The following is a 23,209-nucleotide window of genomic DNA, read 5'->3' as shown; positions in this document are numbered from 1 at the left end:
GTGGTTCTATGTCGGATGCGTTGTTACTGGACCCAGTGGTCCAGGCGCGGAAGTTGTTCGAAAGCTTGCCGACTGCAATACGGCGCCCGATCGAGATGGTGGTCTTCGGCGGCGATCTGCCGCAGGCAGACATATCCAGAATGCGGTCCATGGTCGCGGATTTGCGGAACACGGCCGCGACTATTGACCATCATGCACACGACGCGGAAGCACTACTAGCGCAACAGGATTCACAAGGAGACTTCGGCGAAGCGTTGCGCGAGGCGTTGAGTTCGCTGCCGGATGGTGGGGCGAAACTGAGCGAGGAGGCGCGGGTGTTGGCTGATCATGCGAATGAGGTGGCCAACGAGGCGGAGAAGACGTTGTGCGTGATGCTGGTTTTCGGCATCGAACTGGGCTGGCGAATAGTGCGGATCCTTTCAGCAGCCGCGGCGGCGGGTGCGGTGGGTGAGGCGGCGGCCGCGCCCACGATCGAGGCGAGCTTGATGGAGGGCCGCGCCGAGGTCGAGGCCATGCATAGAGGGTTGGAGCAGGTTTATCGGCGAATCGCCGGGGACACGGCGGCCAGGCTGTCTGCGGTGGGGCCAGTCCGCTTTGGCGTGACCGTGGGCCGCGCGGCGCTATTGCCTACGTTGGTGGACGGCGGTGTGCAAATGATGCAGGTTGCGGCCGGTTACCGGAATCTCGCACCGATTGGGGACAACGGGGAAAACCCGAACGGTCTCGACATCAAGTCGATACTTTCCGCAGCAGTGGCGGGCGCTGGTGGCGCAGTGGGGGGGATGGCGGCGGCGCGCGCAGCGCCGGTGGTGTTCCCGCGTATGCAGACCAGCCGGACACTAGCCGGACTGGTACACGGAATGGCAGGGGCTGGAGCCGGTGTGGGCGCTGCGGCCTTGATCACGGGCTGGCCGGGAGATTTTCACCATCTTCTGGCACCGATGCTCAACGGCGCGTTCGCCGGGACGATTCACGCCCAGCCCGGCGCCCACACTGGATTCGGTCCGAGCAAGGCGATTGTGGGCGGTGCTGGCTTGTTCGGCTCGCCTGACCTGGATGCCGGGCGTTCAACCGAAATCGGGTTTGCTGCCGGTGCACCGGTCGAGATCTCGGCGGAATCGATGCAGAAGTGGGAGGACGCACGGAGAGCATGGTCGGCCGCACGAGACCCCGGACATGCGTCGACAACCGAGGTGCATGCTGACACCCCGCCTGCGAAATCCAGGACCACAAGGCCTGGGCCATTGCAGGACCACGTGGCAGCAAGTGGGGATCTGACAGCGTCGGCTCAGCCGATTGGAGGCCCTAGGCGTACGGAATCCGAAGCGCACGTGACCGCGAAACTGATACCTTCCGCTGCGGAAGCGCCTGCCGTACAGCCGGTTTCGGCAGATCTGGCCGTGCATTCCGTCGACGAGGGCTCCATGGCGCCAGTCGGTTCGCAGACAGCGTCGCGCACGATGCTGAGCGAGCAGTCGCACCAGGAGCCGAACAAGACAAGACCTATTGCGACGGAGGAAGCGGTTAGTTCGGACGAGTCCGCACATCAGGAACACCCGGACACCCGGACGCGCAGCACGCTGGAGTCGGAAACTGTTGTTCCGCCGAAAGCTTCGGTAGAAGTCCCACCGCGTGTCGCCGCACCGCAACTAGGGGCGAGTAGCGTTCAGGACCAGGCTGGCAGCCATGCCGTGCCGTCCGTAGTAACCGGTGCGGAAACGGCACCGGCGCCGAAGATTGCGGCGCATGCCCTCCATCATGGCGTTGGCGCATCAGGAGAGCAGCATGCTGAGGCTGAGCAGTCGGTGCGGACTTACGAGACCGGCACTACGGGCAAAATCACGCTGGTCCGAGAGTCCGGTATCGAGTCCGCCAACCCGCCTCATGTTCCAGTCGACGCTGAGGAGGGGGGTGGACAAGGCCCGGAAGCGTCCGCTGTCGAGCAGAACATGCCGGGCGGTGACACCAACCATTCGGATGAGACCGCAGTTGTGGCGAGGGTCGACACTGTGTCAACCCCAGTTTCCGTTGACGAGGCGGCGCCATCCGCACTGAACTCTCGTGATCGTGCCGAGGAGGCACTGGCCGATTTCCATAAGCGGTCGGATGAACACATCGCTGAAGCGCAGCGACTATCGAACCTGCCGGACGAGGTGTTGCAGGCGGGGCTGTTCCATACCGACGAACGGGAGTCGCTGATCGCGGGAATGGAGATCATTCGCCGCCGGACGATCGGGGACGCCCCCGGCGGGATGGTTCTGCGTTCGCAGCAGCTCGAGGGCGGGTTCGAGATGGCCCGGCGTCCGGTGCAGATGCTGCCGGGACAAGGCAAAACACTGATGTTCATGTCCTATTCGCTGAACGAGGCGGTTCGGCACGGATCGGTGCTGCTGGTTACGACGGCGGACGGGCTCGCACATCGGGAGTACACCGAATACCGGCGGGTGTTCGGAGATTTCGGGATCGACGTGCTACGCGCCGATCAGGAGACCGGGTTCGGGCCGGTGACACCGGGGCGGCCGGCGATTGTGATCGCGACGGGTGAAACGGTCGGACACCTCTGCAACGCTGGCCACGCACCGCCCCGCCGGGTGGTGATCGATGAGATGGACGCGATCGTGGACCGTGGGGAGAGAACGTTCATCAGATCCGAGGGTTCGCAGAAGGCGGCTCTCGACGACACTGCGAGCGAAGTGCTCGACGCCACCGACTTCCTCGCCGGAGCGCTCGCGAACGGGATGCTCTCGCACGAGGACTTCGGTCTGGCACGGTTCATTGAGGAAGTCGATGTGGAGCTTCCCGACGGCACAGTCGAGATCGGTACCGAGAACTGGTATGTCGGCCGAGCGGAGCTGACACCGGCGGGACGGATGAAACTCGAGGCCCTGCCGAACGGGAAACGATGGCTGCACAACATGGGAGCGTCGCGGCTCGAGATGGCCGCCGCCGCTGAGTTCACATGCCGCAACAACATCCACTACGTGATGGATCAGGGCAAGGTCGTCATCATTGATCAGGGCGAACACGGCCTGCAACGCAATCCGAAGACCGCGAGCGAATCCCGATGGAGCGCCGAACCCGGTAAGGCGAGCCTTGCTCAAGCGGTCGAGGCTAAGGAGATCCGGGCCGCAGGAACAGACGCAGCGCAGCACTTGATCGTGGTGCGAGCAGATGCCGACTCCGCGAAAAGCATCACGGCCGCGGAGATCTACGGTACAAATCGCTTCTTCGACCACATCACCGGCGCCTCGGGCACATTGACCGATCTGGGCGGCGTGCTGAACGCGGTATACAGGCTCGATACGCCGCATGAAGTCGAGCCCTTCAATCCCACGCGCCTTGTGGAAGGGCAGCCCGATGTGCACGCCGATACCAGGGCGAAGATTAACGCGCTGGCCGGATACGCCCACGAGATGTGGGACGGTGGCCGGGGCCGCTTTCAGGAGATCCTCTGCCATCGCAATGATCTAGTCGACAAACAGGTCCAAGCACTGGTGCGCGCCGGCGTGCCCCGGGAGGCGATCGAGGCGGTCGACGCCGACCGGATCGCCAAGTGGGGGGCGAACTGGGAAGCCGAGCTGCAGCAGATATTCCACTCCGCCGGCGAGCAGGGCAAGATCCTGGTGATCAATCGACAAGGGCAGCGCGGTGTGGATATCGCGGTGTCGGACGACGTGCTCGCCAAGGGCGGCATGCACGTGTGGATGACCGAGGTCCCCGAACAGTCCTATATCTACGATCAGGCGAAAAACCGCACTGCTCGTAACGGAAAACCCGGGTCGGTACAGGCGTTGATGTCGCCGTCGGACGAACTGATCCGCAAGGCCATGCACCTGCGCGCGGTCCGAGAGGCGGTGGTCTACTACGACGCTGCCGTCGCTGACCATCGAGCCGAACCGACACCTGAGACACGCGACATCCTCAGCGAGGCGGATGAGAAACTCCGTTCCCTCGTGCCTGACCTCCAACGGCGTGCCCACCAGCACGCCACCGCCGACTTCATTCACCGCTATGCGGCGCCCAGTGCCCAGCAGTCGCTCCCTGACCCTCCAACATCGTGGTACCCGCGCACGTCGAGCCTCGACGCGGCGGATCAGGTAATGGATCGGTCCGCACGGCTTGCCGACTTGCTAGGGATTCCCCGCCCGGTACTGACTGCCGCCGCCGTACCCGCCCCCCACGATCAGACGGCCCCACAAATCGCCGACATTCCCAGGGCTGGTGCACACGACGACCGCACCGCTGACCCGGTGCGCAGGCTGCTGGATCGAACGCTCCCGCCCGCGGCGGTAGAGGCTCTCCGACAGCAGGTCGACGCGACATTCCCCCCAACCGCCCTCCAGTACGCGCTACTGCCCGATGAACAAGCTGTCGATCAGCTCATTCACCGCCGTGACGCACTCGCCGAGCATCTTGGCCAGAGTCACGAACAGATCGAAGGCATCGAGGGCTTGCGAGGTATCAGTGCAGCATTGACCGATTTTCGGTACACCCTCGCGTCGGCGCTCGACGTTCCCCCGCTTGACATCACCCCCGCCATTGCCCGCGACATCCTCGGCGAAGCAGTCGTCGATTCGCTGTCCGACAACAGCCCTTATCGCCATAGCGCCACCGACTCCAGACAAGCGATTGACTCAACAGTCCGATCCCCGGCCACCGGTGGCCTCGATATCGCCAATCGCGTCGACATCGCCGCCTCCTACCTCGCGACAGCGGTACTGCTTGAACTTATCTCTGAAATAATTCGGCGCAGACCCAACAGTTGTGCCAACGGCCTCGCCGCTATGCGAATACTGTGTCCCGACAACAAGAATCGCTTCGTTATTCCGCCCGATCCAATAACGCTACGCGGCCACGACTTGGACGCCCTGAGGAACGCGTTTCGGGGCGGCAGACCGAAAAGACTCGACTCGCTCGATGATGCAGTCGAAGCCTTGAAACTGCGCCCCGGTGGCATCCAGGTTCTTGTCTACGCATGGAAAAACACACAGAACACCGGTAACACGGATACAGACCACCGTGTAGTAGTCCTGGTCAACGACAACGAACCCGGCACCCCCGCGAACCCGGTCGTGGTAGACCTCACCGCTGATCAGAACAGCAGCATCAACCTCGACCCCCAAGACTTTGTCGACCGTCGCGCCCTGCTCAAAAAAGCCACAAAGTTTGATATTTGGCGGCGCACCCAGCAGGAGTTCATCGACAAATTGCCTGAGTCTCAACGTGCCTTTTGGGGCATCGATTTCGAACCGACCGGTCACTTGGGTCAGGCTTCGGACGGCATAGGAGCCAGACGAACGGCCGTGGGTGGCTCGCATAAAGTAGTCGCTTACCCGAAGGCAGACGCCAACGGTCACGACAGGCCATCTGTTCGGACTGCTGTTTCCGTAATGAGCTTCGCAGACCTAATGGACAACGCCATAGCTGGCGGTGTGGCTCACGTCGACTCAATGCCGGGCCCCACGGGGGTAGTGATCGAACTGGTGGCTTTCCACAATGGCTTCCGCGCGACCAGGGAGACCTATGACTATCCTGAAGGCGCTACAACGCAATGGATGCTGTCTTTGATCGGCCGCGCGATGGGCGCGCCGGTCGCTGCGACTTGGCAGCACCGAAATCCCGACAAGCGAACGGTCCTTTATCGAGAAATCGTCCCTGGCAGCCCGGCAAAAATGGAGCTGCCGGAGCTTGTGGCCCGCGCCTACGACCTGGGTCTGGTTCACGAAGAACTGGACGAACAGCAAAAAGAACTCGCCAAGGGATTCGATCCCGTGGACCGAACTTACCTTGACTCGGCCCTCGGCGACCTGCTCGGCCTGTTCGACGCCGCGACCGAGATGCGGCGTAGTACTCGCCACTGGAACATCGGCCCTGACGGCGCTGTGACGGCAGGGCGGGGCGCAACAACCACCGAAGATGCCGCGCCCAGCCCGTTCGCGGCAAAGTTCGTCCGCTACATCAATGGCAGGGCGGTTTGGCAACCTCATCATTTCCCGCGACACGAGATCACAGCGATGAGGGAGCGAGTCTCATACGTCTGGGAACTAATAGAGCAGCGGTTGGCCTACGCTCCGGAAGCGCACCTTGAAATGCTGCACACGACCTACCAGCGAGTGCTGTTGGCTTTGATTCAGGCCGAGCAGCGCGCGGTTCACACTACAGACGAGATTCTGCAACTCAGCGGTTTGAGTGCGGATGCGCAGGTCAAAGCCCGCCTGGTCGAGGAATTCGCTCTCAAGCACCCGTACTTTGCGATTGTCGGTTTCGACGCCCCGCTCCTACTCGTGGATGCCGCAGAGGAGATCCTTGAGACTTTGGACGATCTGCTGACGAAGTACCGCTATGCGCCAGGACTCAGCAGGCACATGACGAACATCCGCGGGCTGCGGGTGGACTTCATGGAGATTCCAGGCAACAACGCCGAAACAAGGTTGTGCAATTTCGATGAGATCGATCGGGTCGAGTGGATATGGTTCAACCTGCGCCGAGCCAGCGACCGAGCCCGCGCCCTCGACATTGATACCAGATCTGACGCGGATGGTTTTCACCCCAGCAGCGGACGCCCGTTCCACGACGACGTGATCCACGAATTCGGGCACGCGATCGACTTTGCTACTGGTGGGCAGCTCAGTGCGGACATCGAGCACGTGCTGTACGAAACGTGGCGCGCGCTGCGGAATCACGGCGTCATCGTCGAATCCTACGAGCCATGGATCCGGCGTCTACCAAAACATGCATTCACCAACTTTTCGAGGGACGATTCGCTCAACACATTCGAAGCCGTCGCTGTCGGATTCGTCGACTCGGAGATCAACGGCCCAAACTTCGGCACCCCACAATGGGCCATCCACCACTATCTCACCACCGGGCGACTCCCCGAGGTCGCAGACACCCAACGTCATGGTCTCGAGGAGCTGAACGCCGATCGGAGCGTGGCGAACCTCTCCACCACCAACGTCGTTGCGGTGACACCTTCGGTGGCCTCGCCGCCGTTGGAGAGCGCACAGGATGACGAACATGCTGTCGCGATCGCAGAACAACGGGGTGAGCGACCAACCCCGTGGAGTCGGCAACCGACGGCAAAGGATTTACGGTCCGCACTACGCGACGACGCTGAAACCGGCAGCAACACCGCGAAACCCGGGAGCGAGATTGATAAGTTCGGCCGTTCTGCGGTGGAGCCGGGGACGGCTGATGCGATCGCGGAGGCTTTGGACCTCCCGTCTCCGAGACGGGCCTGGGCTGCGGCCGATCCGATGACGCCAGCGGCGATCGACAGTAGGCGACCCTTGCCGTGGGTCGTCAATGCCGACAATCCGAGCCTCACCGCGGCCAGCGCCAACAGGCAAGTCACGCGGATTCTCGGAGGGGGGGAATCGCCAGTGCGTGCCGAAGTGCCTGAGGGAGAGCGCAACCCGCCCGCGCAACCCGATCCGGTGTCGGCCTCACGCGCTGATAACACCAGCGCGGATCCAGTTGATGCTGATCCGCTTGCCGCCGTGAATGCAGAACTGCTCGATCTGGTGCTCGCCGGCATCGACGATGAGCGTCAGGATGCGGAGCCGCGCGCCATCGACGCGGTGACGTATGCCGATATGGATCGGTACAAGAGGTTGGACGACAGTTACCGATTCATCGACGAGTTGCGTGATGCGATGGCTCGACCAGGTTCTGTTCCACCAGAACGCGTCGGCCTGCTGGTGCACCACTTTCACGCCGTAGCGGAGTGGTTAGCCGCGCTCCTCGATGCGAACCGGGCAACCCGACCGGACCGACAACTCGCTCACAGTGCCGAGGTAAAGGAACGGCTGGCGACGGAGGCGACAGTACGCTTCCAGACAGCCGACGACCGTGTGACTGAGCTGTTGACCGTGTTAGCCGCGCGATCTACAGAGACTTCTACCCGGGGCGAGGATTTGAGTCTGCTCAGTACGGTCGACTGGTCGTTGCTGGCGAAGGTTCGAGAATTCATCGACGCGGAGTATCTTGCTGCGGCGATAGACTCCCGCAAGGCTGTGCTTTACACCGATGTCACCCGCTATGAGCGACTACGCGATATGCGTGCCCTGCTTCGTGAATTGGACGGTCTGCTGAGACGATCCGAACAGACCATCACACTGGGTAGAACCCGGCCGCTTGTGCAGTTCTTCCACGCTGCTGCGGAGTGGTCAGCGGCCCTGATCAGCGCTTCTCATGCAGTGGAGCCGAACCGCCAACAGGCGCACAGCAACAACGACCAACAACGTTGGGCCGACGTGGCTGTTGATCGTTTCAGGGCGGCCGACAGGCGAATCCGCGAAGTAGGTGCGAAACTGGCCGTCGACCAGAGTCCGACGGAGTTGCCCGCCGCGGCGCGGGCCACCGAAAGACAGACACCATGGTCAGATACGAACGTCGACAGAGCTGAACAAAGCGATGTTCCCGACGGCCATGCCGAGCTTCCTCAGGGCATACGGACAATGCCGGGCAGCGGAGGGACCGGCGAGGTAATCGCCTCGAAGTCGGTCTTCAGAGGTCCTGTCGGACCAGTCGACATTGCAAGCGCGTTGGATCTCCCGCCTGGGAAACGGCTAATAAGTATCAGCGCGGACGCGGACGCGGCCCTGCAAGGCAAGTTCGACGCTCCATGGTTTGTGTTCGCCGACGACCGGAGACTGGATCCAGACGCCAGCGCTGTCCGCGGCAGAGAGGGGGCGGAAGCCGACGGGCGGGCTCACGGCCATCTTCGTCGACTGCGGCTGCCGCGGCGCTTCCTTAACCTGGCCAGCAGGCAAGCTGCCGCCACACCAGAACCAGCATCCGCTCCGGGAAGCAGCCTGATCCTGCCGTCGCCTACCACTGTTGGACCTTCCAAGCGAGCAGAGAGCCCACCTGCGGTGAGCAATGCCACGCGGGACTTGTTGAAGGTACCGCTGTATGGCTGGTTGACAGCAGACAAGCTCTTCAGCGACGTGGGCGATGAAATTATCCGTCTTGGGCTTCCGTTGGCGGTGGCCTCGTCTGCGGGTCCGCTCTGGGCGGGCGCTTTGGGAGCGGCAATGCAGATACCCCACATCGTGGGTACGCTGCCGGCAGCGTATTTCGTCGATCATGAGCATCCTGCGCGGGTACTGAAGTTCAGCCAACCGCCCGGCATGGCTGCGTTGGCTCTCACAACCGGCTGGATGATTGCTGGCCTGCCTGACTTGCCTTGGGAGCTGCTAGGGGCATCGATTGTGTGGGAAACCTCGGCCGCGTTCTACCAAGCCAGTGCGGCAAGGGCACTGAGGGACCTGGCCGGACGCAACCTCGCCCAGCCCCACAGCACCATAACTGGGGTGCTCACGCAAGTCCCACGAATTGTCGGATGGACGGTGGCGCCAATTATGAATCATATAGCACTATGGGCCCCGTCCGTCATGAACAATGTGTCTTTCGGTGCAAATTACATGCTTCAACCCAGATTGAGAGAATTCGAATTTCCAAGGCCGCCTGCAGCCGCAGGTGGAGGTGCATGGCATAGAATGCGCATGGGTATTGCCGAAGGGATTGAGTCGGTACGTAACAATCCGGTCCTGCTCGACGAATTGAAGACCGGATCCATGCACAATTTCCTGTTGGGAACCCAATTTGTCGAAGCTACAATAATCGCAAACAATGCGCATTTTGGAATCTTGCCGGGAGCGATATTCTGGAGTATGGTGCCGCTTGGTGGGGTTGCTGGCTCACTCGTGGGGAAGCGGCTATCGAAGTTCAGCTTGAGAACGCTGCTGTCGGTTCGCGTGCAGACTGCTGTCGGTGCTGCGGCGCTAGGGGCATTTACGACCGATCCCGTAGTTACCGGAGCAGGGTTGGCTCTCACCTGGTTTGGATTCTCGGGCGTGCAGAACCAGGTAATCAGATATCAGTCGACGGAGGTTCCAGCGGAAGTGCGCACCCGGGTCTGGGCGGTCGCCAACATGATGAAACGGGCGATGTTTGGTGGGTCGATGGCTCTTGCGGGCGCTGCATGGGCCCAAGGACACGGAAGACTTTTCGAAATGGGCACCGCGATCGGCCTCCTGGGGGCTGCCTGGATTCGGCACAATTCACGGGGGCGTTCTGCAATCGACGCGCACGACCGTATAGCTGAAGAACCCGAAACTGAGACGGAGCATCCAATTCTGCCCGAACCGGTGAGCGACCTCGGAGGGGAAGTGATCAGTGCCCCCCCTTCAGAAGAGGTAGGAAACGTGGGCGCGTCGCTGCGACCCGAAACGCCTCCCTCCGTCGATGTCTCGTCGGCGGACCGATCACCGAGGGGCGCGGGGCCGATGGGGAGCCGCGCATCCGCGAGTGCACATGACGAGAATGCACTGCGGCGGGAGGTGTTCGAGGCTGTTGATTCTGTGGTTCACGACAGCCGGGCGGCCGAGGCGCTGACGGATGAAGCGCTTACACGAGTCAATGACGAAAGCCGCGACACCGTGTTGGCCGTGGCTCAGGAGCTGGCCATCAGGCACCGGCGGTTCGCGCTTTTCCGGCAGTCACTGTTGGGTTCGCTCATGGGCGACGGCAGAATCGCCGCGAAGGATCGTCAAGCCCAGTCGCTGAGTCAGGCGTCTGTGTCGGAGATCGAGCGATGCATCGACGCATTGCCGCTGTCGGATCGGCTGCTACTCGAGGCACGACTCCGCAGCTGTATGGAGGAGGGGAAGCCTGTAGCACGAGTGGATTATCAAGTGGCTCGCCGGCTAACGCAGCTGCTGATGGAGAACGCCCCGGAAACGAGCGGTGAGAGTTCGGGGAGCCCGGGAGCAGCGCCCGCAGGTCCGTCCCCTGAGATATCAGGTGCGTCCCCTCAGGTATACGTGCCACTGGGCGAGAGCGACGAGCCGAAGATGCCGGACCATGTGGCCAGGGAGATGGCAGAACAGGCGAGTCGAAACATTGCTGACGCCCTTTCGGGTATCAACCACAAGAATGTAGTTCAACACCCGTACATAATTCGATTTCCCGGTGCGGACCAGGATGGTCAAGACCAAAGAGACTTCATTGAGCCTTTGATTCTGAAAAGCCTCACCGAACGCGGAATTCATGATGTAGTGCAGATTTTTGCCGTCGTCAACGACGTTCGAATGCCCGATGGTCGATATATCGATGGGGTTCAAGTTGTAGGCTTTGTGTCAGAGGCCACGCAACTCGCACTCTTGCCTGAAGTTCCGTTTGATTCCATAAAAGAAGTCTTGGGGAAACTGCACGATCTCACAAGAATGCCTACGCGGATCGCTCGTGCCGAGTTCTTGCAACGAAAAGTTGAGCATGAGATGCGAAACTACCTCCTGACGCTGCCGGAACATCCGGAGACATTTTCTGCCCTGAGGGTTCCAGGGAGTCCGTTTCATCCTGTCATGGTAAAGGCTTCGAAGCTCGGCTGGGTCCAATATAGTGCAATCCACGGCGATGCAACGCTGAATAACATGGTCATGGACAGCCGGGGAAGAATTTTTCTGGTCGATCTGGAGATGGCGACAGTGGGTGACCCGGATTGGGACCCCATCTGGATGTCCTTTATTTCTGGAGATCCGGATGTTGAGCGGGGGCTTTACGAGCGGTTTCTGTGGGACAGCGAGGTCTTCGACGCTTACAGGCTATTCATGGATATCCAGCGGGTTATCCATGACACAAATCGCCTGCGTCGAGCCGCGGATTATGGCCTGCTCAGTCCCGAACAGATTGAGTTTGCTCGCACAAAATTCGTACTCTCTCTCCGTAGGGCTCGACAGGCGTGGGGAGTGCAGGACGAATTCTCTGAGGCCGACGTACTCCGGTCATTGGGTGTATTCGGTGGTCTATCGACATCGAACAAAGCGGCGGTCACTGCCCCGGCGGGCCCGATCGATGATGCGGAAACATATTTGTCGCCCGCCAACCGCGCCAATCGCATCGACCGTGCTGAGGCGACGAGGGGTGGAAGCAGCGCGGGTAACGCGTCCGTTGACTGGGTGTCAGTTCTGTCGATGGATGACGCTACGCTTGTAATGGAGCACCTGAGTAAACAGCTCCTCAACATATTGGGGTCGATTTTTCTTGGCGATACTCCAGGAATCGACGCGATTATTAGACCGGCAAAGTCGCTCGGTAGCGTCTTAGCCGACCTCGACCGGCGAGTGGCACAGGATGTGTTGGTGTTGCTTCACCCGGACTTCTATGATCTCATGGCGCGCTCCACGGCAGTGCAGTCTGCCCGATCGATTGCGCGGTGGGCGCCTATCGTGAGGATGATCGAGTCCTCCCTTAAAACGCTCGTCGATGCGGTCGGTTTTATCGATGAAGCGGGCACTTTCGCTACGTCCCACCCGCCTATCTCGATCCTGGCAAGGCAAGACCGGCTTGTTCAAGCATTCGAACTAGCTTTGGAGAAATTGCAGGAATTGGAGGGCCGGCAGCTCGATATTGACGGTTCGCCTTCGACGCATTCCGGCACTGAGATGTGGAGCACGATTTCCGGGACGCTGCGTCGCGAGTTCGAAGGAGTCGATTCCCGTTCGTGGCTCGATGCGGCAGACAGCTTCATGTCGTTGAGGTCGGAGCAGCGGTCCGGCCCAGCTTTGGCTGCCGCGTTCCGGCGTGTAAATATGCGTAGAACAGAGCTCCACAGTCAGAGGGTGACCAACACTCGAGAATATGTTCGTGAGTCTCTACAGCAAGCCAGCGATCTATTGTTCGTCGGGACACGACTGCTCATTTCAACCACTTGGCATACAGCCGGTTGGGGAGCTGTTACAGAAGCCCTGTACGAGCTGGAGAAAATTGCCTATCGTTCGGAGGCGCCGTCGTCGCTGCGGCATGCCTCCAAAATGATAAGGCCAGTCCTATCAAAGCTTAATCGCGTTGTCCGCAATGATGTCGGTTTACGCCAGGCGGATAGGTGGACCGCAGCGTTTCATATAGCACACAGCGACCTGTTGGACATCTATCAGAAGGTGCAAGAGATTGTCGACAACGCCGTTGCTATCTTGTGGGCCGACGAACTTGCAGATATGTCAGATAGTCCGAATCCAGCTCATTCGAATCCTCGGGCTTCGATTGCTAGCGACGCAGCAACCGGGCTCGAAGCGCTGCGAGCTGAGGTGTTTCGCGTTGTCGGTAACAAGAACGTGGCAGACCGCATCGTAACTACCACGCTCGACGAGGTTGGTGGAGACTCGGCCTTATTGCCGGCGGCCGTCCGAGAGCGGGCACTCGAGAATCTGCGATTTGCCCGCCACCGACAGTTAGTTTTACGGGCAGTGCTCTTCGACGATGCGAGTGGCAACCCGTCACACGTTTTGGTGCGTGCGGTCGAGACAGCTGGCCCTGATGAGTGGGAGCAATGTCTGCAACAGCTCCAACCTGATGAGAGAGAGCACTTTCAGAAAGCTTACTGGTACGCATCGACCGACGCGGACCCTGGTATCACTCGCCGCGCGCGAGCCAAGCTTGCACGCGGTCTCGCGCTGCTCCATACGGGCCCGAACCCTGATCCGATGCAGCATGAGACCAAATCGGTGCAGAGCCCGAATTTCATTTCCGGACTGCGACCTCCTTCCGAATATCGACCTCTCGGAGGGGCCAGCGGTGTGTCTATGCCGGATGGCATCGCCCGCAGAATCGTGGAAATTGCGTCCCGCGAGATATCGCACGCAACGATGATAGGAAACTATCATGTCAATTTACCTGTCGAGTTCAATGCCTCCCTCAATGGCCCCGGCGAGGATTTCGGAACCGTTCGCTATCTCGTCCGCTTTCCATGGTCGGATGGCGATGGGCTCGATGTGAGGACTGAACTCGAATGGAAGACATACGAAGTCCTTACGAAGTACAGAGTAAATCATGTCCCGCCGGTGTTCAAAGTACTCGATGACGTCGAGATGCTAGATGGCTCGCACGTGGACGGGGTCATGGTTATGGGATACGTCGAGAATTCCGCCCCAATCGCGGATCTAGACAGTCCGCCTTGGCAGCTCGTGTTGGAACGGATTCGGCAACTACATCGAGAAGCCGGTCGCATCCCCGCTGGTGACATGGATGCAGCGGAATTCATTCGGTTAAAGGTGGACGAGCTAGCCGCAGTGGTCGGCGCACATCGTGCTGACTTCGGCGATGTCTTTGAGAAGATGGGCATTTCAGAAGACATGGCAGAGCCGCTTATTGCTCAGGGCCTGATGACCTATGGCACCCGCTGCCAGATTATCCATAACGATCTGCATCCGGGGAATATCCTCCTTGTAGCTGATGAGAACCAAGTGTTCTTCATCGATTGGGAGCTTGCAAGAGTCGGTCCGCTAGCGTTTGAGAGAGCGCGCTTCGATATTCTGACAGGGCGCCCTTCGGAGACTTTGAGTGTTTACCATCTTCTGCTACTGAAAGAACGCACTGTCAATGATGCAATCAGGTTGTCCCGCGCATCGTCGTACGGGCTTCTCAGTGCTGAGCAAATGCTATTCATTGCAAATGAGTATCAGGCGGCCTGGGAATCCTCTCACCCGGTGCCGCCGGACGGTGTATCCGCCCCTGATTTCTATAAGGTATTCGGTGTCTTCGACCCGCCGCCGGCAACGACGACGATTGCCAGTGTTCGGCCAGTCCCTCACTCGGCACAATCGACTGCTCCGATCAGTGCCACGGCTGCATCTGATGCCACTTTGAGCGATGGTGTATCTGTCGCTGAACTGGATGCCCTGACAGGCATGGAGTTTAATCAAATGATGGATTGCCTATCAGAAATGGAGACTGGCGATGTGCACGATCTACTGCTGACACTACGCAGTATGGTTGACGATCATCTGGTAACAATCAGGCGCGGAGGCGTGTCCGGGTTCGAGCGTTTGACAAACATAATACCTGTCCTCAAGGCGGTAATTATCGAAATGCGTTACCGCCTCGGAGAGGAAACTCCATACGGCCGGGTCAACGATAATGCAATGTTGATTTCAACTGTCGATTTCTTGAAGACCTGGGCTCCCGTTGCGCGTGATATGGCAGCGGCTGCGGATGTGTTGTTCGATGCTACTTCCGCGATGTCCATTGGATTTGACGATGAACAGTTTCGTAATCATGCTGAATTCACGGAACATATACACAGGTTGGCGGATCAAATAGCGCGGAATGCAAGCATTTTGCCTTGGAGGTACAGGCTGGAGGCTTCACCTCAGGGTACCCCGGCGGCGCGGTATAAAGATCCAGTAGAGACGCTTTGTGGGTACATCTATGCCACGGTTGATATTGTGGAACTGTGGGTGCAAAGCCCGAAGTTTGTTACTCCTTGTTTGGGCCGCACTGTGGACCCAGCGATCTCGGCGATGTTCGAGGCGCTACCTGTACATGCGGCGAACTTCGACAGGGTTGCCGCGGATGCGGCGCAGACATCGAGCAAGAACTATGCGGCGGCCGCTGGCGGCTATCTAGCTTCGGCCCTCGACGTCGCAGTCTTCTATCTGACTCGCAGTCACGATACGGCTGCCGGCTTGAGGCTTCTGGAACGCAGCCGACAGGTGCTCCTGAACGCCTCGATTAGACTGCCCGACCTGGATGCTCTGCGAGAGGCGCTATCCGATGTCGAACGGCTTTACACTGAATTGCTCGATCTCAGCGACGATCTGCCAAAGCAACAGCGCACATGGCGGATCGCTCAAGTCGTGATGGATCTGGTATCGCGCGATAGTTCGTTTGTGGTGGCGTCCGGCAAGGCGCTTACGGCGCTCCGCCACACCGCTGCACCTCCCAGAAACCCTGTGCCCTCCGCCGATTGGCGCATTTCAATACCGCCCGGGTGGACTGCGCTACGCGATGCAAATGCGTCCGGTACGAGTTAGGTATGGTTTTTTCGAAGCAGGCTGCATGAGACCACCAAGCTCAGAGTCGCACCGGTACTGCGCCTGCCGGACTCACAGCGCCGCGACGGCGACACTGACGGTTGGCCAGGCCGATGAAGCTCAGTAGCGGACGTAATCGCGACGACCGTGGCCTGGTCGATCGGCGAGATAGAGCGGATCATCATGCAACCGGTGAAAAGCCGGCTGGTCGGTGTGGCGAGGATTTCTTGCACGCAGCCAGAGTGAGATGTCAGCAGAATTCATCACCGGATGTCAGTTCCGACATGCCCGTTCGGTGGATGCAAAACGAAGTGCGGACATATGTTACGAAGAGGACAGACTGCAGTAGCCGGAAGTGAGGGATGCCCGCACCGGTACCTGGCATTGCGGGCATCCTGCCGTACATTTGGTGGCGGCGATCAGCCGCAGTGTGAGGGACCTGAGTACCATGCGTTCCACCCTGGATCGGCGGCACCTCCCCAATCGATGCAGACCCCGGGAGCGGTCACCCGTACCGGGCCGGCGTACTGCGCGTAGTCGCCATCATCGTTGATCATGCGGAGACCGCTGTCTCCGTATTTCCCCACAGCCGCCAACATCCTGGTTTTGGTTCCCGGAGTGTTCTTCGTCGTGACTACGCAGTCAGTGGAGCCGTTGTAGAGCAGGTGGATACGTGCGCCGGGAATATCATGGTGATCGATTTCGTGGTAGTTACTGCCGCACGCTTCGGCTGGGGTCGCTACCGCATTCGCCGGACTGGCCGCAGCTACTGAGCCGGCAAAGACCGCTGATGCGGCGAGGCTCAGCCTGATTGCCTGAATAAGTCCACGCATAGGGGGCATCCATTCTGTGCCTGCCGGTGCAGGTCAAGCTAGACAATGTGACGGAGATAAGGTGATAAGGCATATTCAACTGATTGCTCCGATCGCCTCCCAGTGGTGGTGGCCCCGCCGCCGCGACGCTTCACGGGCCGTGCCGTCTGGTGCAGTGAGGTCCCAGTAGACGCGGTGCACATTGAGCATGAGACAACCACGCATCGGGTACGCCCGAACAAGACCGCTACACAGTTGCGCATGACCGTTGCCGACATCGTGGCGTGGATTACGAGATATCGTTCCCGACCGGATCCGACTTGGAAATAGGCCGCCCAGCACCAGCGCCGAACATAAGCGACCAACCTCGAGGGATCATGCGGAAGGTCACCGACCTCCACCAGAACCCCATGACCTCGAGGAAGGCGTCGCCGCCCGCATCGAGCGTCAACGGGTCCTCTATCACGGCGATTCATCATCACCGAACAGTCGCTGACGACTACGGTTTCCGGCGACGCGGTCGTGCTCGGCCCGCTCGATCGGCTCCTGACCCCTATGGCGTTACCGCGCATCGCACTCGGCATCGTCCCGGCGCGGGCTACCTATGAGGCGCCGACGATCAACGGCTTCATCATGTTCGACCGCACCATGATTCACGTCGAAACGATCAGCGCGGAACTGACGATCACCCAGCCGCGCGAGGTCGCGGTCTACGAACACATTTTCAAGGTGCTGGGCGAGCTGGCGGTCTATGGCGACACCGTGCACAGCGGTCAGCAACGCGATCGGCGGCACCACCGCGACCGCACCGGCGATCGGCGGAGCAGGTGCGGGCAGCACGGCGTGCACAGCGTTGCCGGTCACGCTCACCGTCGCCGACGCGACGAGCACACACCAGAAGAAGGCGTGCGCACGGTCGGGACGATGCGCACGGTCCGGGGCGCTCGGCGGGGTGGGCGTGCGCACGAGGGTGTCGGGTTCTGCGGGTGCGGGCATGTGGTGTGGTCCTTCGGACGAGCGGGGATCCGGTGTGTACGCGGCGGTGTTCATGTGGCCGTTGCCAATGGGTGGGGCTCGCCGGTGAGCACGGCGAGTGCGGCGGCGACTTCGAGCAGGTTGGCTTTGACGTAGGTTGCCGTCGTGCCCGCGGTCTTGCCGTGGTGGCCGGCGTAGGCGCGGGCCACGGCGTAGCCGAAGGTGCGCTCCACCCATGTCAGGGTCGTATGCCGAAGCCAGTGCATGGTTACGCCCTGCACGGCCACCCACGGCAACTCTTCTCCGATGCGCGCCCAGATGTGGTCGTAGCGTCGCGAGGTGATGGGTGCGCCGTTGCGGTAGCGCAGCAGCTGCCCCGACACCGGCGCGTTGCGATCGGCGGCATGTGCGCGCAGGTGACGCATGAGTGTGGGCGAGACCGGCTGCCAGCGGTCGGTGCCGTCCTTTTCGCGGAGCCACACCAGGCACTGGTCGGGGTCGAGGTCGTGCGGTCGCAGGGCCAGCGCGCCGCTGCGGCGGCATGCGGTCTCGATGTGCAGGCGCAGGATCAGCGAGTCCAGCTCTCCGTCGTTGCCGGTCACGGCGGCCGCCGCGCATATCTCGGCCAGCTGCGCGGACGGAATCGCGTAACGCTGCGAGGGTTTTCGTGTCGGCTTGGCGACCCTGCGGGCCGGGTTGTCGCTGGGGCGGATCCAGCCTGTGCTCTCGGCGTAGCGGTACACGCAACGCACCGCGCTGACGAAATGCTCGACCGCGCTTCCTCCGCCGCGCGACGCGCGGTTGGCGCGGGCGCGCTCTTGGACGGCACGGGCCATGTCCTCGAGGTCGGCTTGGGTCGGCTCGTCGAGGCGCCGTGTCGCCCACTGCGTTTCCAGCCGCCGTAGATGCGCGTCGTAGGTGCGCAGGGTGCCCGCGCTCAGTGTGGCCCGCACCTGGGGGACGACGTCGGCGAAGGTCGGGACGAGCGCGGCGGTGCCGACGAGATCGGCTGGACTGATCCCCATCTGCGAGAGCAGGACTCGCGCCGCCGCGACCGCCTCGGCCGACGCCGCCGGTGATGTGCTTGTGGTCATCGGTGTCAACGCTCCAGCAGTGCCAGGCCCGGGGCGAACAGCGTCTCCATCGCGGCGGGCGCGACGATTGCCAAGCGCTCGCGGGTGCGTCTGCCTAGCAGAAGGACGCGGTCGCCGATGAACAGCTGCACGCAGCGCCGCTGCCGGTAGGGGATGCGAATGAACCCGTCGCGCATCAGAATCGGACCCTCGTGGTCACCGGAGGCGACGAGAACGCCGTGGTCGTCGCAACGCAGGGAAAGCCGGTCGCCGAGTTGCCAGCCCAGCGCGGCGAAGACTTTGCGGTCCAGGACCCGCCCGGCTTCCCCGACCGTGACCATCCCGACGACCAGGTCGGCGTCCGGCGGGGAAACCGACAGCGGTGGTAGGGGGTGCGGGCCGTGGATCAGCTGCTGTAGCGGTGTCTGCGGCGGGATGACGGGTGCGATCACGCGCACCACCCCCACAGCATGCGAGGCCTGGAATGCCGAGCGGTGGCACCGAGGTCTGGCATCCGTGCCGGAAAACTGCGCAGGTCACAAAGGTGTGTCACTGGTCGTCCTTCGCGTGGTTGAGTGCGCTCAACCACGTGGACGCCGAATGTGTCACCAGTGACACGAAATCGTGCGCGAGGGGGGACTCGTATCCCTCCATGCGGCAGATTTACCTAAACTATGTGTTCGATAGCATCTAACATAGAAAATCGCACGGTCGAATTCAACCACCACCCGTGGAATGGTGATCCCTGATGACTGTAGCTGAATACCTTTCAGCTCGGGTTCACGGGGCGCATGGAGAATCCGATTGGCGGCCGAGAATCTAGTCGGTGGGCAGTCGCGTCGGCCCTATTGCGTTTCCATTTGATGCTGTCGACAAGCGCCCTGCCTGGGAAAACTTGGGAGAAATCAAATCTGCGCATTTCGCAGGTCCGCACCCCCACGGGCGGGGGCCGTGGTTATGGGAACGGGTCTGACGTGCCGGTTTCGGTGGGGCAGTCGGTGATTGAAGCCGAGCATCAGCTCTGAACGGGTCCTCGCCCCGCTCATCTTCCACTCCCAGGTCGCGTCCCGCTGCGGCGCGTGACCCCGGCATTGTGGTGGTGGCATCAACGTCTCTCGGAGTCGGAGATGAGCTGGTTGATTCCGTAGGAGCCTCGAAAGACAAGTGCGTCGACTATGTCCAGTAGTGCTGCGCGTTGCTGGGGGCGGCGGGCTTGCGCTAGTTGTATGAGGCCTCGACGTTGGTGACGCCAGTGTGGAGTCGCTTTGCTGGTGGCTGGTTTCCGGCGGCCGAATGCGGTCGATGATAGTTGTAGTGGATGTTCCAGATCTGCAGCGCCTGCTGGCGCTGCAGATCTGAGGTCCACTCGCGGGCGTAGAGGAATTCCTCGGCCAGGATCCGGCTATAGCGCTCGACTTTCCCGTTGTGCCGAGGCGTGTAGGGAGTGATCCGCTGGTGACGGGCACCGAGTAGCACTTTCGCGAAATCGCGGGCCCTGTAGCAGGAGCCGTTGTCGGTGACGATCCGCTCGATTCGTGTGATGCCGTGCGCGGCGAAGAACGCCCTGGCTCGGAACACGAAACCGATTGCTGTGACAGCTTTCTCGTCAGGCAGTGCCTCGGTGTAGGCCAGCCGGGAGAAGCCATCGACAGCCGAGTGCAGGAACACGTAACCAGGCCGGGTGCGCCGGTTCACCGCGCGGGTGGCTTTGTGCTGGGCCGATCCCTTGCCGTGGACACGCCAGCCACCGCCATCGGGGATGTGGCCGACCTTCTTGATATCGACGTGCACCATATGCCCGGGCCGGCAAGCGGCGATCCGGCGCGGTGCCCGATTCGGCTCACCGGCCGGGTCCAGGAACCGGCGCCGGTTCAGCCCCAGCCGCGCCAGAAGCCGGCCCACGGTCCGCACAGACACAGCCGTGCCCTCAGCCGTCAGCTCGAGGGCGATCCGGCGAGCGGACCACTTGCGGGTCCGCCGCAACACCTCGATCCGGTTCACAACAGCCACCGACTTGGCGGCCGGTGACCGGTGCGGGACGCTGGACCGGTCGAGTAGCCCTACTTCGCCGTACCGGCGAAATCTGCTGACCCACTTCGACGCACACTGACGTGAGATTCCCATTTCCGGCAACACCCCGCGGCCTGGCCGTGCTGATCACGCCTGGCCAGGCCGCGGACTCGGGCGATGTTGCCCGCAGTGCTCGAGCAGGTGGCGGTGCCCCGGCTCGCGGGTGGCCCACCTCGGCGTAATCCCGACACGGTTCATCGCGGACAAGGCGTACTCGGCAGCTTCGATCCGGGACCTGCTGCGGCGCAAACGGATCCGCAGCGTCATACCCCAACGATCCGACCACCCGGGGCGATTCATTTCTCGTAAGCCACTGCGGCTTCGCTTTTGGATATGGATGCACGGGACCGGTCTCAGCCTTGTCAAGGAAAGCTGGTGGGTGACCATCAGTCTGCGCCATCGCGATGGGCGAAACGACGAACAGTGTTGTGTCCCAACCTTTACCGTTGAGTGTGTACACGGTCGGGCGGAGGGATCGAGGTACCGGAATGGCACAGGCAGCGAATGGCCCCGACCCAGAGGTGTACCTGGCGTTTGCGGAACAGCTGATCCTCGATATGCCGGAGGGGCGGGAGTTCGTCAGTGCGGATATTTTGCGGATGATGCGTTCGTCGGGTTGGCCGGATCTGGCGGAACCGCGACGGCTCGGGCCGATGTTGTTGCGGCTGCGGAGCAGGGGATGTGTCGAAAAGATTGATGTCCGGTCAACGCCGGCCAGGTCGCACGGTGGTGTGACGTCGGTGTGGCGGCGCACCGAACGCCAGCTGTAGACGACAAGAGGGCTAGGTTCTGTCTCGAAGTGAGCCATGGTGCGAGCGGACCTGATCGATGCGCAAGGGGGCGAGGCTGGAACCGCCCGCACGCTGTGGGAAACCGGTTTCACAATTCGATGCCGAGTTGTCGATCTGGTGGGGTGTCGTTCGTCGGAACTATGGAACCGGTCGAACAACGCGGCCGGACCACCAGCACTCGAGGAGACCGACCGATGAGCGCACCGACGCCGCCCAAGCCTGCGGCCAGATTCCTGGTCATGTACGAAACGCCCTCCGACATCGAGGCATTCGAACGCCACTACTGGGATGTACACATCCCGCTCGCCAAGAAGCTGCCGGGCCTGCGTCGCTATACCGTCAGCCGCGACGCGAAGCCCGTAGTCGGCGAGCCGTACTACATCGTGGGAATGCTGGATTGGGATGACATGGCCGCCCTCGTTGCGGCATTCGAGTCCGAGCTCGGGCGGCAGTGCGCCGCCGATGTGCGGGAACATCTCAGCCGCTATGCGACTATCCGCAGCATGGTCCTCCAGCTCGACGAGGCATAGCCACGAGGTACTTCGAGACAGAACCTAGCGCCGAGCGTGTGCTTTCGGCCTGAATTGTGGCAGTCGTTCTCTTGTCGGAAAGCGCCTGAGACAGCGCGGTGCGCAGTGGCTCGAACCGCTTAACTTGCTGTTTGGTGACGAGGACGGCATTCGGGTTCGCGGCGGCAGCAGTTGCACTGTTGCTTGGGATTCCTCACCGATGACTACGAACTTCAGGTATCCATTGACGAGCGCTGATGGTTGCTAACCCGCCACGAGTGGCGCAACAAAACCGGGTTCGCGGGGGCCATGTCGCAGAGCTATCGGAGAAGGCACATCGTTTGGCCCGCTTGCCGATCCGCAACTCCTCCGGAAACCAGCACCGCGTCGCCTGCGGGGACCTGCTCGAATAAGTCGTGCTCGGATAGGTCCTTCTCGATCGATCACCTGAGTGGCCCTGTCCCGGTGGTGCGGACCTTGTCAGTGAGCTAATTGCGGATGGACCGCCTCAGCAATTGCCGGGCTAGCATTACCGGTCGCCGTCGTCGCCAACATGTCCGTCAACTGCTGCCATCGCTTCGCGAAGAAGGACCGGGCTAACTCTTAAGCCGAGGCGCGTTGCGAAGGGGGGAAGCGAGACTGCTCCTCTCTGACCAGCTTCAAAGTCAGATCGACACCAGCAAGAGCGAAGCAGGCCATTTCTGCGCAGCTCCTCGCGAGCGGAAATCATGTACCTCTCGATAGTCGCGATACTCTTAGCCGCACTGTCAGCCGAGCATTGGACACAATGGCGTGACACTGGTGTGGGGCTCCGCCGTCTCGATCCATCTGAACGTCGCTGCGGTTCTCCAGTCATTCACGCCGAGCCGAGCCTGGACAAGGTTGGGTTCCGACGTTGTATATCGCGCCGTCTTCCAGGATGGCCGCCACAATCAGGTGACCGTCGTCATGGACGGAGTTGTCGCGCGGGACACCTGCAACCAATCAGATCTCGACAACGACTGCGCCAATGCTGTTTCTGCATGTTTGCTGTCTTCGTGAAATCGATTGCTTCACAGCGTGTCGCTGGCCTGTCCCCGGTGAATAGGGCCGCTTGGTTTTAGAGTCCTTGTTGGCCCTGGAAGGGCTGGAAGGGACACTGAAAGACATGGCAGGACGTAAGCG

Annotated in this window: 6 protein-coding genes and 1 pseudogene; 4 read left to right on the top strand and 3 right to left on the bottom strand. The window is 61.2% G+C overall.

Features of this window, described 5'->3' with window-relative positions:
• Window positions 1-8: 8 nt before the first annotated feature.
• Both IG65_RS0126930 and IG65_RS39870 read left to right on the top strand, forming a co-directional pair.
• Window positions 9-15,815, top strand: a complete 15,807-nt coding sequence (locus IG65_RS0126930) for a phosphotransferase (protein WP_030517754.1) — start codon at window positions 9-11, stop codon at window positions 15,813-15,815.
• A gap of 1,286 nt (window positions 15,816-17,101) precedes the next feature.
• Window positions 17,102-17,758, top strand: coding sequence for a Scr1 family TA system antitoxin-like transcriptional regulator (locus tag IG65_RS39870; protein WP_369801596.1), 657 nt, complete (start codon window positions 17,102-17,104; stop codon window positions 17,756-17,758).
• On the opposite strand, the gene IG65_RS0126915 is transcribed toward IG65_RS39870, so the two are convergent.
• The 3 genes and pseudogenes from IG65_RS0126915 to IG65_RS0126900 all read right to left on the bottom strand — a co-directional run.
• On the bottom strand, window positions 17,674-18,696 hold the full coding sequence (locus IG65_RS0126915) for a site-specific integrase (protein ID WP_030517752.1): 1,023 nt from the start codon (window positions 18,694-18,696) through the stop codon (window positions 17,674-17,676). The two genes, IG65_RS39870 and IG65_RS0126915, sit on opposite strands and share 85 nt — an antisense overlap.
• A gap of 5 nt (window positions 18,697-18,701) precedes the next feature.
• Window positions 18,702-19,127, bottom strand: coding sequence for a hypothetical protein (locus tag IG65_RS0126910; protein ID WP_156055775.1), 426 nt, complete (start codon window positions 19,125-19,127; stop codon window positions 18,702-18,704).
• Window positions 19,128-19,893: 766 nt separating this feature from the next.
• Window positions 19,894-20,811, bottom strand: a pseudogene (locus IG65_RS0126900) (IS481 family transposase); the annotation flags it as partial.
• 422 nt (window positions 20,812-21,233) lie between these two features.
• On the opposite strand from IG65_RS0126900, the gene IG65_RS0126895 reads away from it, so the two are divergent.
• Both IG65_RS0126895 and IG65_RS0126890 read left to right on the top strand, forming a co-directional pair.
• A complete protein-coding gene (locus IG65_RS0126895; protein WP_156055774.1) occupies window positions 21,234-21,515 on the top strand; it encodes a hypothetical protein in 282 nt (93 codons plus the stop codon).
• Window positions 21,516-21,730: 215 nt separating this feature from the next.
• Window positions 21,731-22,066, top strand: coding sequence for an EthD family reductase (locus tag IG65_RS0126890; RefSeq protein ID WP_036525835.1), 336 nt, complete (start codon window positions 21,731-21,733; stop codon window positions 22,064-22,066).
• Window positions 22,067-23,209 lie beyond the last annotated feature (1,143 nt).

Source organism: Nocardia sp. NRRL WC-3656 (assembly GCF_000720265.1).
Taxonomy (GTDB): domain Bacteria; phylum Actinomycetota; class Actinomycetes; order Mycobacteriales; family Mycobacteriaceae; genus Nocardia; species Nocardia nova.
Note: the sequence above shows the minus strand (reverse complement) of the source record. Positions and strands in the feature narration are given on the sequence as shown.

Bases quoted from the DNA above. Each gene is read 5' to 3' on its own strand.
- IG65_RS0126895 (WP_156055774.1), top strand. From the start codon at position 21,234: ATGGCACAGGCAGCGAATGGCCCCGACCCAGAGGTGTACCTGGCGTTT.
- IG65_RS0126915 (WP_030517752.1), bottom strand. From the start codon at position 18,696: ATGACCACAAGCACATCACCGGCGGCGTCGGCCGAGGCGGTCGCGGCG.
- IG65_RS0126890 (WP_036525835.1), top strand. From the start codon at position 21,731: ATGAGCGCACCGACGCCGCCCAAGCCTGCGGCCAGATTCCTGGTCATG.
- IG65_RS0126930 (WP_030517754.1), top strand. From the start codon at position 9: ATGTCGGATGCGTTGTTACTGGACCCAGTGGTCCAGGCGCGGAAGTTG.